This window comes from Enterobacter sichuanensis (assembly GCF_009036245.1).
Classification (GTDB): Bacteria; Pseudomonadota; Gammaproteobacteria; order Enterobacterales; family Enterobacteriaceae; genus Enterobacter; species Enterobacter sichuanensis.
This window is the reverse complement of sequence record NZ_CP027986.1, coordinates 2887368-2899720: the sequence shown is the minus strand read 5'-3', so window position 1 is coordinate 2899720 and position 12353 is coordinate 2887368. Positions and strand designations below refer to the sequence as shown.

General features: G+C 54.0%; 14 protein-coding genes and 3 tRNA genes. 12 read left to right on the top strand and 5 right to left on the bottom strand.

What is annotated here, in order from left to right:
- The first annotated feature begins 46 nt into the window (after positions 1 to 46).
- The 6 genes from fliZ to sdiA all read left to right on the top strand — a co-directional run bounded on the left by fliZ (position 47) and on the right by sdiA (position 4961).
- A complete protein-coding gene (fliZ, locus tag C1N69_RS14010) occupies positions 47 to 598 on the top strand; it encodes a flagella biosynthesis regulatory protein FliZ (protein WP_025759916.1) in 552 nt (183 codons plus the stop codon).
- Between the two features lie 86 nt (positions 599 to 684).
- A complete protein-coding gene (gene tcyJ, locus C1N69_RS14005) occupies positions 685 to 1485 on the top strand; it encodes a cystine ABC transporter substrate-binding protein (protein ID WP_023336163.1) in 801 nt (266 codons plus the stop codon).
- 106 nt (positions 1486 to 1591) lie between these two features.
- Positions 1592 to 2578: a D-cysteine desulfhydrase gene (dcyD, locus tag C1N69_RS14000; protein ID WP_095441692.1), complete on the top strand. Its 987-nt coding sequence runs from the start codon at positions 1592 to 1594 to the stop codon at positions 2576 to 2578.
- A gap of 21 nt (positions 2579 to 2599) precedes the next feature.
- Positions 2600 to 3268: a cystine ABC transporter permease gene (gene tcyL / locus C1N69_RS13995; protein WP_025759914.1), complete on the top strand. Its 669-nt coding sequence runs from the start codon at positions 2600 to 2602 to the stop codon at positions 3266 to 3268.
- Entirely contained in the window at positions 3265 to 4017 is a 753-nt protein-coding gene (gene tcyN / locus C1N69_RS13990) for an L-cystine ABC transporter ATP-binding protein TcyN (protein ID WP_155031391.1), read from the top strand. Before tcyL ends, tcyN begins: the two co-directional genes overlap by 4 nt.
- Before the next feature lie 221 nt (positions 4018 to 4238).
- Entirely contained in the window at positions 4239 to 4961 is a 723-nt protein-coding gene (gene sdiA, locus C1N69_RS13985) for a quorum-sensing transcriptional regulator SdiA (RefSeq protein WP_025759910.1), read from the top strand.
- Between the two features lie 66 nt (positions 4962 to 5027).
- On the opposite strand, the gene C1N69_RS13980 is transcribed toward sdiA, so the two are convergent.
- On the bottom strand, positions 5028 to 5252 hold the full coding sequence (locus tag C1N69_RS13980) for a DUF2594 family protein (protein ID WP_008500345.1): 225 nt from the start codon (positions 5250 to 5252) through the stop codon (positions 5028 to 5030).
- A 25-nt stretch (positions 5253 to 5277) separates the two neighbouring features.
- Positions 5278 to 5331, bottom strand: coding sequence for a hypothetical protein (locus tag C1N69_RS23170; RefSeq protein ID WP_418885776.1), 54 nt, complete (start codon positions 5329 to 5331; stop codon positions 5278 to 5280).
- Between the two features lie 387 nt (positions 5332 to 5718).
- Here C1N69_RS23170 and uvrY point away from each other — a divergent pair, with 387 nt between their 5' ends.
- The 6 genes from uvrY (at position 5719) to C1N69_RS13950 (ending at position 9256) form a co-directional block, all read left to right on the top strand.
- Positions 5719 to 6375 carry a UvrY/SirA/GacA family response regulator transcription factor gene (gene uvrY / locus C1N69_RS13975; RefSeq protein ID WP_013096026.1) on the top strand — a complete coding sequence of 219 codons (657 nt, stop codon included), beginning with the start codon at positions 5719 to 5721 and terminating at the stop codon, positions 6373 to 6375.
- Positions 6372 to 8204 carry an excinuclease ABC subunit UvrC gene (gene uvrC, locus C1N69_RS13970; RefSeq protein ID WP_155031390.1) on the top strand — a complete coding sequence of 611 codons (1833 nt, stop codon included), beginning with the start codon at positions 6372 to 6374 and terminating at the stop codon, positions 8202 to 8204. Before uvrY ends, uvrC begins: the two co-directional genes overlap by 4 nt.
- A gap of 56 nt (positions 8205 to 8260) precedes the next feature.
- Positions 8261 to 8809, top strand: a complete 549-nt coding sequence (gene pgsA / locus C1N69_RS13965; RefSeq protein WP_008500348.1) for a CDP-diacylglycerol--glycerol-3-phosphate 3-phosphatidyltransferase — start codon at positions 8261 to 8263, stop codon at positions 8807 to 8809.
- Between the two features lie 152 nt (positions 8810 to 8961).
- A tRNA-Gly gene (locus C1N69_RS13960) sits at positions 8962 to 9037 on the top strand.
- 46 nt (positions 9038 to 9083) lie between these two features.
- Positions 9084 to 9157 (top strand) — tRNA-Cys (locus C1N69_RS13955).
- Between the two features lie 12 nt (positions 9158 to 9169).
- A tRNA-Leu gene (locus tag C1N69_RS13950) sits at positions 9170 to 9256 on the top strand.
- A gap of 233 nt (positions 9257 to 9489) precedes the next feature.
- Here C1N69_RS13950 and C1N69_RS13945 read toward each other — a convergent pair.
- Genes C1N69_RS13945 through livM form a run of 3 tightly spaced genes read right to left on the bottom strand, consistent with a single transcriptional unit; the run spans position 9490 to position 12349 of the window.
- Positions 9490 to 10206, bottom strand: a complete 717-nt coding sequence (locus C1N69_RS13945; protein ID WP_045285642.1) for an ABC transporter ATP-binding protein — start codon at positions 10204 to 10206, stop codon at positions 9490 to 9492.
- A complete protein-coding gene (locus C1N69_RS13940; protein WP_094919074.1) occupies positions 10203 to 11078 on the bottom strand; it encodes an ATP-binding cassette domain-containing protein in 876 nt (291 codons plus the stop codon). The genes C1N69_RS13945 and C1N69_RS13940 overlap by 4 nt, the downstream gene beginning before the upstream one ends.
- The gene (gene livM / locus C1N69_RS13935; RefSeq protein WP_059385032.1) at positions 11075 to 12349 is read right to left on the bottom strand and encodes a high-affinity branched-chain amino acid ABC transporter permease LivM; all 1275 of its coding nucleotides are present in this window, start codon (positions 12347 to 12349) and stop codon (positions 11075 to 11077) included. The genes C1N69_RS13940 and livM overlap by 4 nt, the downstream gene beginning before the upstream one ends.
- Positions 12350 to 12353 lie beyond the last annotated feature (4 nt).

The window sequence follows — 12353 nt, the reverse complement described above, 5'->3', positions numbered from 1 at the left end:
TTCACCTGAAAAATGCCGCACAACGTATTGACAACCAGGAGTTATCATGACGGTGCAGCAATCTAAAAGACGGCCTTTAAGCCGCTACCTGAAAGACTTTAAACACAGCCAGACGCATTGCGCCCACTGTAACAAGTTACTCGATCGTATCACGCTGGTTCGCCGTGGCGAAATCGTCAATAAGATCGCGATTTCGCGCCTCGACACGTTGATGGACGAAGCAGCATGGCTCGAAGAGCAAAAAGAGTGGGTGGCGCTTTGCCGTTTCTGTGGCGATCTCCACTGCAAAGAGCAAAGCGACTTCTTCGACATTATCGGCTTCAAACAATTCCTGTTTGAACAAACGGAGATGAGCCACGGCACCGTTCGCGAATATGTGGTTCGCCTGCGCCGCCTCGGCCAGCATCTGACCGTAAACAACATTTCCCGCGATCTGCTCAAGACCGGCTATCTGGATGAGAATCTGGAGCCGTGGTTGCCGGCGACCAGCACCAACAACTACCGAATTGCGCTGCGCAAGTACGCGCAATATAAGGTGCAAATGCCGGGAGCGGTGAAGCAGAAAGCCCACGCCGGAACAACTTCTGATATATATTAAAAAAGAATAAGATGTAGCGCAGTCGCCTTTGACGTTGCAGGCGATTTCTCTACACTACGTAAAAATTCCACTATATCGGGGTATTTATGAAATTTGCACTTCTGGGTCGTCAGGCGCTGATGGGTGTTATGGCCGTTGCGCTGGTTGCGGGCATGAGCGTGAAAACGTTCGCCGCAGAAAACCTGCTGAATAAGGTGAAAGAGCGCGGTACGCTGCTGGTTGGGCTGGAAGGGACTTATCCTCCGTTCAGCTTCCAGGGGGATGACGGTAAGCTGACCGGTTTCGAAGTGGAGTTTGCTGAAGAGCTGGCGAAGCACCTCGGCGTGAAAGCGTCCCTGAAACCGACCAAATGGGACGGCATGCTGGCGTCGCTGGATTCGAAACGTATTGACGTGGTTATTAACCAGGTCACCATTTCTGACGAGCGTAAGAAGAAGTATGACTTCTCCACCCCGTATACCGTGTCCGGTATTCAGGCGCTGGTGAAAAAAGGCAACGAAGGTGGGATCAAAACGGCTGCGGACCTGAAAGGGAAGAAAGTCGGTGTCGGTCTGGGAACCAACTACGAAGAGTGGCTGCGCCAGAACGTGCAGGGCGTGGATATTCGTACCTATGATGATGACCCGACCAAATACCAGGATCTGCGCGTGGGCCGTATTGACGCCATTCTGGTTGACCGCCTGGCCGCACTGGATCTGGTGAAGAAAACTAACAACACGCTGGCGGTGGCCGGTGATGCGTTCTCTCGTCAGGAATCCGGCGTCGCGGTACGTAAAGGCAACGAAGACCTGGTTAAGGCGATCGACTCCGCAATTGCTGACATGCAAAAAGACGGCAGCCTGAAGGCGCTCTCCGAGAAGTGGTTCGGCGCAGACGTCACCAAATAAGTCTTTGACGTAAAAAAAGGCGCTTTTAAAAGCGCCTTTTTTATTTCTTACGCGTCTGCGTGCATAATGAAAAATATCACATTTTGTCTGAGTTACCGGAGAACCCATGCCACTACAGAATTTAACGCGCTTTCCTCGTCTGGAGTTTATCGGCGCGCCAACGCCGCTGGAGTACCTGCCGCGATTTTCTGATTATTTAGGGCGCGATATTTTTATTAAGCGTGACGACGTGACGCCGATGGCGATGGGGGGCAACAAGCTGCGCAAGCTGGAGTTTCTGGCGGCGGACGCCCTGCGCGAAGGGGCGGATACGCTGGTCACTGCCGGGGCGATTCAGTCTAACCACGTTCGTCAGACGGCGGCCGTGGCGGCAAAACTTGGGTTGCATTGCGTGGCATTGCTGGAAAACCCGATTGGCACGCGGGCAGAAAACTATCTGACCAACGGTAACCGCCTGCTGCTGGATCTGTTTAACGTGCAGGTTGAGATGGTTGATGCGTTGACCGACCCCACCGCGCAGCTCGATGAACTGGCGACGCGTCTCGAAGCTCAGGGCTTCCGTCCCTACGTCATCCCCGTTGGCGGTTCGAATGCGCTGGGTGCGCTGGGGTATGTGGAAAGCGCGCTGGAAATTGCGCAGCAGTGCGAGGGGGCGGTTAGCCTCTCCTCGGTGGTGGTTGCGTCCGGCAGTGCGGGCACGCATGCCGGGCTGGCGATAGGGCTGGAACAACTGCTGCCGGAGGTGGAGTTGATTGGCGTCACGGTGTCCCGCAGCGTCGCGGATCAGAAGCCCAAAGTGGTGGCTTTGCAACAGGCGCTGGCTGAGCAACTGGATCTGCAGGCAAAGGCCGAGATCCTGCTCTGGGATGACTATTTTGCCCCGGGTTACGGCACGCCTAACGAAGAGGGAATGGAAGCGGTTAAGCTGCTGGCGCGTCTCGAAGGCATACTGCTTGATCCTGTCTATACGGGCAAAGCGATGGCCGGACTGATTGATGGCATTGCGCAGAAACGCTTTAAGGATGAAGGGCCGATTTTATTTGTTCATACCGGCGGGGCGCCTGCGCTATTTGCCTATCATCCTCATGTCTAAAAATCAGGTCGAAAAATAATAATGCAAGAAAGTATTCAACTGGTTATTGATTCGCTGCCTTATCTGCTGAAAGGCGCGGTATTTACATTACAGCTCAGTATTGGCGGGATGTTCTTCGGGCTGGTGCTGGGCTTTGTGCTGGCCTTAATGCGCATGTCACCCCTCCTGCCGGTACGCTGGCTGGCGCGCTTTTATATCTCCGTATTTCGCGGTACGCCGCTCATCGCCCAGCTCTTCATGATCTACTACGGCTTACCGCAGTTTGGTATCGAGCTGGATCCGATCCCGGCGGCAATGATTGGGCTGTCGCTCAATACCGCGGCGTACACCTCCGAAACCCTGCGTGCGGCTATCTCCTCCATTGATAAAGGGCAGTGGGAGGCCGCGGCCAGTATCGGTATGACCCCGTGGCAGACCCTGCGCCGCGCGATCCTGCCGCAGGCGGCCCGGGTGGCGCTTCCGCCGCTCAGCAACAGCTTCATTAGCCTGGTAAAAGATACCTCACTCGCGGCAACCATTCAGGTGCCGGAGCTGTTCCGTCAGGCGCAGCTGATTACCTCCCGCACGCTTGAAGTTTTCACCATGTATCTGGCCGCCTCGCTGATTTACTGGGTGATGGCGACGGTGCTGTCTGCGCTGCAAAACTACTTCGAAAACCAGCTTAACCGCCAGGAGCGTGATCCAAAATGAGTGCTATCGATGTCAAAAACCTGGTGAAAAAATTCCACGGTCAAACGGTACTTCACGGGATCGACCTGGAAGTCGAGCAGGGCGAAGTGGTGGCGATTATCGGACCGAGCGGGTCAGGAAAGACCACGCTCCTGCGCAGCATTAACCTGCTGGAACAGCCGGAAGGCGGCACTATCCGGGTCGGGGAGATAACGATTGATACCGGCAAATCCATCAGCCAGCAGAAAGGACTGATTCGTCGCCTGCGCCAGCATGTCGGCTTCGTTTTTCAGAACTTCAACCTTTTCCCACACCGGACGGTGCTGGAGAACATTATTGAAGGGCCGGTCATCGTAAAAGGTGAACCGAAAGAGGAAGCGACGGCGCGCGCGCGCGAACTGCTCGCCAAAGTCGGCCTGGCGGGTAAAGAGACCAGCTATCCGCGACGCCTCTCGGGGGGACAACAGCAGCGTGTGGCGATAGCGCGCGCGCTGGCTATGCGCCCGGATGTGATCCTGTTTGATGAACCCACCTCGGCGCTCGACCCGGAACTGGTGGGTGAGGTGCTGAACACCATTCGCCAGCTGGCGCAGGAAAAACGGACGATGGTGATCGTGACCCATGAAATGAGCTTTGCACGCGACGTCGCTGACCGCGCTATCTTCATGGACCAGGGACGCATTGTGGAGCAGGGGCCGGCGAAGCGCCTGTTTGCCGATCCGCAGCATCCGCGAACCCGTCAGTTCCTTGAAAAATTCCTTATGCAGTAGCATTTTCGAACTAATTTGCTCCAGAAATTTACTCTGGGGCAAATTATTCTCCTCCTTCACCTGGTTCGATGTTTTTTTATTCCATCCTGCCTGGATAAACCTTATCAATAGTAAAGTTAATTGTGCTATTGCCGATATTTTGTAGTTAGAAATAAGTTTTATGTGTTAGGTTATATTCACCATAATAATGATTATCTTTTCAGAGGCTTCATTTAGTAAGTATGAAGGATTCAGACTTTTTCACCTGGCGACGGGATTGCTTCCTCCGGTTTCAGGAATTGACCTGTGCCGACGAGGTATATCAGGAACTTCAGCGACAAACGCAGGCGCTGGAATTCGATTATTACGCGCTCTGCGTGCGTCATCCCGTGCCATTTACGCGACCGAAGATCTCGTTGCAAACCACTTATCCAAAACAGTGGATGGCGCAATATCATTCTGCGAACTATTTCGCGATTGATCCGGTTTTAAAGGCGGAGAATTTCATTCAGGGTCATCTCCCCTGGACAGACGCATTATTCGCTGATGCGCAGGAATTATGGCATAGCGCGCAGGACCACGGTTTACGCACGGGAATAACGCAGTGTCTGATGCTGCCTAATCACGCGCTCGGTTTCCTGTCAGTTTCCCGTACTAGTGTGCAGGATGTGCCGTTCAGGCAGGAAGAAATAGAACTGCGGCTGCAGATGCTGGTGCAAATGGCCTTAACCTCTCTGATGCGTTTTGCAGATGGTATGGTGATGCCACCCGAAATGAAATTCAGTAAACGTGAGCGGGAAATTCTGAAATGGACCGCGGAAGGGAAGACGTCAGCAGAAATAGCGATCATTCTCTCTATCTCGGAGAATACCGTTAACTTCCATCAGAAAAATATGCAGAAGAAATTCAACGCGCCGAACAAGACGCAAATCGCGTGCTACGCGGCGGCAACAGGACTGATCTGAGTAGACAATACGTTCTGCGTGACAGACGAACGAACGGCTGAATGCACTGCACTCAGCCGTTTTTTGTTACTGGCGGTAGGCTTGTTTGATTTGCTTAACGGTGTTCGCAAATACCGCTGATTCAGCCTGGTCTTCCATCTCCGCGATTTGTTTTTCCATTTTAATGATCACACGGCCAGCGTCAGCCTGGCCCATCGCCTGCAGCATCAAGGTCAGCAGTGCTTTCAGGCAGTTTACTTCCTGTGCCAGTTCCTGGTTATTCTCCGCAGTGGCAAATTCAGGTGTGCTCATTTATTTTCCTCATTATTAAACGGCGCTAAAGCGCGACGACGAAAGTCAAGGCGGCGGAGTATACCACAAGCTGAAGCAAAAAATGCAGCGGTTGTTTTTCGTACTTTTACGCGGGTGTTTAATTGCGTAAACAGAACGTACCGGTAAACTGAGCCGCTGTTAATGGCGATTAATTGTATATGCCCGGTTCGTTTGTCGTTAATTATTGTTACAAAAATTTGAGAACTGTTTTTTGGCGGCTAAAGCGTGCAGATTTTTCGTAACTTTTTGAATACAGATGCTTAAAAAAAGGCGCAAAAGCCCTGAATGCACGGACTCGCTTTCCAGGGACTGTACAGGCTAATTTCCAAAAACGAGAGCAGAATCCAATAGCTGGTTTTTTAACGTTTTAATCTTGTGAGGAAAACCGTTAATATAAACCAAATTATCACTCAGTAGCGTTATCCCTATTCTGGAGACATTTCCTTTGATCAACGTCCTTCTTGTTGATGACCACGAACTGGTGCGCGCAGGGATACGACGCATTCTTGAAGATATTAAAGGTATTAAAGTTGCCGGCGAGGCGTGCTGCGGCGAAGACGCGGTAAAATGGTGCCGCACAAATTCCGCCGATGTGGTGTTAATGGATATGAACATGCCCGGTATCGGTGGTCTTGAAGCCACACGCAAAATCGCGCGTACCTTTGTTGATACGAAAGTCATCATGCTGACCGTGCATACCGAAAATCCACTGCCTGCGAAAGTAATGCAGGCGGGTGCCGCAGGTTACCTGAGTAAAGGGGCTGCGCCGCAGGAGGTGGTAAATGCTATCCGTTCCGTGTTTGCCGGACAGCGCTACATTGCGTCCGACATCGCTCAGCAGATGGCGCTGAGTCAGATCGAACCTGAGAAAACCGAATCACCGTTTGCCAGTTTGTCTGAGCGTGAATTGCAGATTATGCTGATGATCACCAAAGGTCAGAAGGTGAATGAGATTTCGGAACAGCTGAATCTCAGCCCGAAAACGGTGAACAGCTATCGTTATCGCATGTTCAGTAAACTGAACATTCATGGTGATGTTGAACTGACGCATCTGGCCATCCGACATGGTTTGTGTAATGCAGAGACGTTGTTAAGTCAGTGAGTGATGTGTTCGATTCAAAAGCATTTCTGAAAACCGTTACCAGCCAGCCTGGCGTCTATCGCATGTATGACGCTGGCGGTACGGTTATCTACGTGGGGAAGGCGAAAGATCTCAAAAAACGCCTCTCCAGCTATTTTCGCAGCAACCTTGCCTCCCGTAAGACCGAAGCGCTGGTCTCACTTATTCATAATATTGATGTTACCGTCACGCACACTGAGACCGAAGCGCTGCTGCTTGAGCACAACTATATTAAGCTCTACCAGCCGCGTTATAACGTGCTGCTGCGTGATGATAAGTCCTACCCGTTCATTTTCCTGAGCGGCGACACCCATCCTCGCCTCGCCATGCACCGCGGTGCAAAACATGCGAAGGGTGAATATTTTGGGCCGTTCCCGAACGGCTATGCCGTGCGTGAAACGCTGGCGCTGCTGCAAAAAATCTTCCCGATCCGCCAGTGTGAAAACAGCGTCTACCGTAACCGCTCGCGGCCGTGCCTGCAGTACCAGATTGGGCGCTGCCTTGGGCCCTGCGTGGCCGGGCTGGTGAGCGAAGAAGAGTATGCCCAGCAGGTGGAGTATGTGCGCCTGTTTTTAGCCGGAAAAGACGATCAGGTGTTAACCCAGCTGATTGAACGGATGGAAAAGGCCAGCGCCGCGCTGGAATTCGAAGAGGCCGCGCGCATCCGCGACCAGATCCAGGCGGTACGCAGGGTCACGGAAAAACAGTTTGTCTCCAATACCGGGGACGATCTCGATGTCATCGGCGTGGCCTTTGACGCCGGAATGGCCTGCGTGCACGTTCTCTTTATTCGCCAGGGCAAAGTGCTTGGCAGCCGCAGCTATTTCCCGAAAGTGCCTGGCGGCACCGAATTGGGTGAAGTCGTGGAAACCTTTGTCGGCCAGTTCTATCTGCAGGGGAGCCAGATGCGCACGCTGCCGTCTGAGATCCTGCTTGATTTCAGCCTTGATGATAAAACCCTGCTGGCCGATTCGCTTTCCGAACTTGCCGGCCGTCGGGTCAATGTACAGACCAAACCGCGCGGCGACAGGGCGCGTTATCTGAAGCTGGCGCGCACCAACGCGGCGACGGCACTGACGACGAAATTGTCCCAGCAATCGACGGTAAGCCAGCGTTTAACGGCGCTGGCCACACTGCTGAAGCTGCCGGAAGTGAAGCGTATGGAGTGTTTCGACATCAGCCATACGATGGGTGAACAGACGGTAGCGTCCTGCGTGGTGTTTGATTCCAATGGCCCACTGCGCGCGGAATACCGTCGCTATAACATCACCGGCATTACGCCGGGAGATGACTATGCGGCGATGAATCAGGTGCTGCGCCGTCGGTATGGTAAAGCGATTGAAGAGAGCAAGATCCCGGATGTGATCCTGATTGACGGTGGGAAAGGGCAGCTCGGCCAGGCGAAAGCGGTCTTTGAATCGCTTGATGTCAGCTGGGATAAAAACCATCCGCTGCTGCTGGGTGTGGCAAAAGGGGCCGATCGTAAAGCCGGTCTGGAGACCCTGTTCTTCGAGCCGGAAGGTGAGGGCTTCAGCCTGCCGCCGGACTCCCCGGCGCTGCACGTCATTCAGCATATTCGCGACGAGTCCCACGACCATGCCATCAGCGGTCATCGCAAAAAACGCGCGAAGGTGAAAAATACCAGTACCCTGGAAACGATCGAGGGCGTGGGGCCGAAACGTCGCCAGATGCTGCTGAAATATATGGGCGGATTGCAAGGATTACTCAACGCCAGTATGGAAGAAATTGCAAAAGTGCCGGGTATTTCGCAAGGGCTGGCAGAAAAGATCTACTACTCGTTGAAACATTGAGGGCTCTGTAGCAACATAGAGCTAAATTTTACTGACAACAAATAGTTACCGTCACTATGCAATATAATATCCCTACGTTGCTCACTCTCTTTCGTGTCGTACTCATTCCATTCTTTGTGCTGGCGTTTTACCTGCCGGTTGTCTGGGCGCCTTTCGCCTGCGCACTGATCTTCCTGATTGCGGCGGTTACCGACTGGTTTGATGGCTATCTGGCCCGTCGCTGGAATCAAAGCACCCGTTTCGGTGCCTTCCTCGATCCGGTAGCGGATAAAGTGATGGTGGCTATCGCAATGGTGCTGGTGGCCGAGCACTATCACACCTGGTGGGTAACACTGCCGGCAGCTACCATGATCGGCCGTGAGATCATTATCTCCGCGCTGCGCGAGTGGATGGCGGAACTGGGGAAACGCAGCAGCGTGGCGGTCTCCTGGATCGGTAAAGTGAAAACGACCGCGCAGATGGCGGCGCTGGTCTGGATGCTCTGGCGTCCAAACGCCTGGGTTGAATGGGCGGGCATTGGTCTGCTGTGGGTGGCGGCAGTGCTGACGTTGTGGTCAATGCTGCAATATTTGAACGCCGCGCGTGGGGATTTGCTTGATCAGTGATCGTTTCGCCGTAATTTTCAGCAAACGATCCGGGGATGCAAAAAATAACGTTGACTCATAACGTCATATCAGTAGAATGCAACGCATCGAACGGCGGCACAGCAAGCCGGACGATAATGAAATCAAGTGGTTAGACGTTTACTTGATGACATGCGGGAATAGCTCAGTTGGTAGAGCACGACCTTGCCAAGGTCGGGGTCGCGAGTTCGAGTCTCGTTTCCCGCTCCAGATTAAAGACATGCGCACTAGCGGGTGTCAGTTTGAAAAGTTTTACGGCGCGTTAGCAAAGCGGTTATGTAGCGGATTGCAAATCCGTCTAGTCCGGTTCGACTCCGGAACGCGCCTCCACTTTCTTCCCGAGCCCGGATGGTGGAATCGGTAGACACAAGGGATTTAAAATCCCTCGGCGTTCGCGCTGTGTGGGTTCAAGTCCCACTCCGGGTACCATGGGAATAAGCAGAATAATCAAAGCAATAAGCAGTGTCGTGAAACCACCGAAAGGTGGTTTTTTTGTGCCTGAATTCTACCTTTCCGCTTTCAAGTCAATGATCCGGCGCGGTCGCTTTAAAACAGTGGGCGGATTAACCGCCCGAGGTGAAGGCTGGGATAAAGGAAAATTCAGCAGATAAACAGTGGTGGGCTTTCTGTCGGGTCTGATGTCGAAAACCAGCATCCGCCAGTCACACCCCGCCCAGATACGCCTTCCTCACCTCCTGATTCCCCAACAGCTCCTCGCCGCTGCCGCTCAGGCGGATCTGGCCGTTAACCATCACATACCCACGGTCAGACAGCTTCAATGCATGGTGTGCATTCTGCTCCACCAGAAAAATGGTCATCCCGCTTTGGGCCAGCTCGCGCAGCGTCTGGAAAATCTGCTTCACGACAATGGGCGCTAAGCCCAGGCTGGGTTCATCCAGCAGCAGCAGTTTCGGACGGCTCATCAGCGCCCGGGCAATGGCTAACATCTGCTGTTCTCCGCCGGACATCGTCATCGCGCGCTGTTTACGCCGCTCTTTAAGACGAGGGAAGAGGTCAAACATGGTTTGCATATCGTCCACAGCAAACTGGCTGCCGATGGGGATGGTACCCATCAGCAGATTCTCTTCCACGGTCATATCGGGAAAGATACGTCGCCCCTCAGGTGCCTGGGCAATGCCGCCGGAGGCGACGTAGTGGGTGGATTTATGGCTGATATCTTCACCACCGAACAGGATCTGCCCGCTGCGGACGCGGGGCTGGCCAAAGATGGACATCAGCAGTGTCGATTTTCCGGCGCCATTTGCGCCAATCAGCGCCACGGTTTCCCCTTTATTTACCTCCAGGGAAACCTGTTTCAGCGCCTGAATGACGCCGTAAAAAACATCCACCTCGCGAAAGGCGAGCAGCGGTTCGCTCATAGGGTGACCTCGCTTTCATCCGTGCCCAGATAGGCGGCAATCACCTTTTCGTCATGCTGGATCTGCTCGGGTTTTCCCCTCGCAATTACATCGCCGTGATCGAGCACAATAATGTCGTCTGAAATCTCCATCACCATCCCCATATCATGCTCAATCAGTAAAACCGTGATGTCATGGCGATCCCGCAGAAAACGAATAATGCTGCTCAGCTTATGCGTTTCAACCGGGTTAAGCCCGGCGGCGGGTTCATCGAGGCAGATCATTTCCGGCCCGGTGCACATGGCGCGCGCAATTTCCAGACGGCGCTGCTGGCCGTACGACATCTCTCCCGCCAGGCGATTGGCACACTCCACCAGATCCACCACCTCCAGCCAGTAGAAGGCCCTGTCCAGGGCGTCGTTTTCCGCCCGGCGGTAGGCGGGGGTATTTAAGATCCCGGCAAGCAGATTGCGGTTGACGCGCATATGCTGCGCGACCAGCAGATTTTCGACGACTGACATCTCGCGAAAAAGGCGAATGTTTTGAAACGTGCGCGCGAGCCCTGCGCGGTTGACCAGGTGGGTTCCGCCAAACATTTTGTAGAAAAGACGCTGCCCGAACCGGGCAGGGTTAATCCAGTCGCCTGGCTGGAATTTCTGTCCGAGTACCTGAATGACGTTGGTCGTTTTGCTGCGGGTATTAAATAAAATGTTGCCGCCTGAGGCTCTGTAGAAGCCCGTCAGGCAGTTAAACACGGTGGTTTTTCCCGCCCCGTTGGGCCCAATAAGGGCGGTGATTGATCCGCGCTGAACGTCCAGATTAACGTCATTTAGCGCCTTAATCCCGCCGAAGTGCATCATCAGATGTTCAACGCGTAATATCGTTTCGTTCATGGCGCGACGCCCTTACGCACGGTATACCCGCTGCGGTTAATGCGGATTAACCCGCGAGGACGCCAGATCATCATCACTACCATCAGCATACCAAACAGCAGGACACGGTACTCAGCGAAACTGCGCAGCAGCTCTGGCGTCACCGTGAGCACAAAAGCGGCCAGCACTACGCCCAGCGTCGAGCCCATCCCGCCCAGCACGACGATGGCGAGGATCAGCGCGGATTCAAAAAACGTAAATGAGGTCGGATTCACGAACCCCTGGTAGGTGGCGAAGAACACCCCGGCAATGCCCGCGGTCGATGCGCCCAGCGTAAAGGCCGACAGCTTGACCAGCACATGATTCAGCCCCATTGAGCGACAGGCAATTTCGTCTTCCCGCAGCGCTTCCCACGCCCGGCCGATCGGCATTCGCGTCAGGCGGTGCTTGATATAGAGCACCAGCATCACCACCAGAAAGAGCACCGCGTAGATAAAGATAAACTTCATATTCGGGTTGTAGGTCAGGTGGAAAAACTCATGGAAGGGCACGCCCCCTTCTTTTGCCCGCCGACCAAATTCCAGACCGAAGAAGGTGGGGGGAGGGGCCGATACGCCGTTGGGCCCACCGGTGAACGTCAGCCAGTTGTTCAGTATCAGGCGGATGATCTCCCCGAACCCAAGGGTGACGATGGCCAGATAATCCCCGTGCATGCGCAGCACCGGGAAACCGAGCAGGGCGCCAGCGGCGGCGGCCATGATTGCCGCCAGCGGCAGCATGCTCCAGAAGCCTAAGCCGAGATACTGGTACCCCAGCGCCAGACCGTACGCCCCAATTGCATAGAACGCGACATACCCCAGGTCCAGCAGACCGGCCAGACCCACGACGATGTTCAGCCCCAGACCGAGAAGAACGTAGATCAGCCCGAGAATGGCGACGGTCAACACATATTTGGTGGCGACAAACGGGAAGCAAATCGCAAGGGTAATGACCAGGGGAATAATCCAGCGCAGGCGGCTTTTGTATTCTGGCGGCCGGACATACACCCCCGCGCTGTCGGCCTCGAAGCGAGACTGGAAACGGGTGCCGGCAGGGGTAGCTAAAAAAGCGCTTAACAGAAAACGCCCCAACATCACGATGCCGACCATCCAGGCCAGACGCTGCCCGTCGAAGTTAAAGCTATATCCGTCCAGCACCACGCCCGCAATGGGACCGAAGATAATCAGCGCAATCAGCCCGGAAAAAATTGCGTCCAGAATGCAGCGTTTAAGAGAAAAAGCGTGCGATTCCATTTTA

What these genes read in the sequence shown, in the direction of transcription:
- sdiA (WP_025759910.1), top strand. Translation starts at nt 4,239, where the DNA reads ATGAAGGATTCAGACTTTTTCACCTGGCGACGGGATTGCTTCCTCCGG.
- tcyL (WP_025759914.1), top strand. Translation starts at nt 2,600, where the DNA reads ATGCAAGAAAGTATTCAACTGGTTATTGATTCGCTGCCTTATCTGCTG.
- tcyJ (WP_023336163.1), top strand. Translation starts at nt 685, where the DNA reads ATGAAATTTGCACTTCTGGGTCGTCAGGCGCTGATGGGTGTTATGGCC.
- C1N69_RS13980 (WP_008500345.1), bottom strand. Translation starts at nt 5,252, where the DNA reads ATGAGCACACCTGAATTTGCCACTGCGGAGAATAACCAGGAACTGGCA.
- C1N69_RS13940 (WP_094919074.1), bottom strand. Translation starts at nt 11,078, where the DNA reads ATGAACGAAACGATATTACGCGTTGAACATCTGATGATGCACTTCGGC.
- tcyN (WP_155031391.1), top strand. Translation starts at nt 3,265, where the DNA reads ATGAGTGCTATCGATGTCAAAAACCTGGTGAAAAAATTCCACGGTCAA.
- pgsA (WP_008500348.1), top strand. Translation starts at nt 8,261, where the DNA reads ATGCAATATAATATCCCTACGTTGCTCACTCTCTTTCGTGTCGTACTC.
- dcyD (WP_095441692.1), top strand. Translation starts at nt 1,592, where the DNA reads ATGCCACTACAGAATTTAACGCGCTTTCCTCGTCTGGAGTTTATCGGC.
- fliZ (WP_025759916.1), top strand. Translation starts at nt 47, where the DNA reads ATGACGGTGCAGCAATCTAAAAGACGGCCTTTAAGCCGCTACCTGAAA.
- C1N69_RS13945 (WP_045285642.1), bottom strand. Translation starts at nt 10,206, where the DNA reads ATGAGCGAACCGCTGCTCGCCTTTCGCGAGGTGGATGTTTTTTACGGC.
- livM (WP_059385032.1), bottom strand. Translation starts at nt 12,349, where the DNA reads ATGGAATCGCACGCTTTTTCTCTTAAACGCTGCATTCTGGACGCAATT.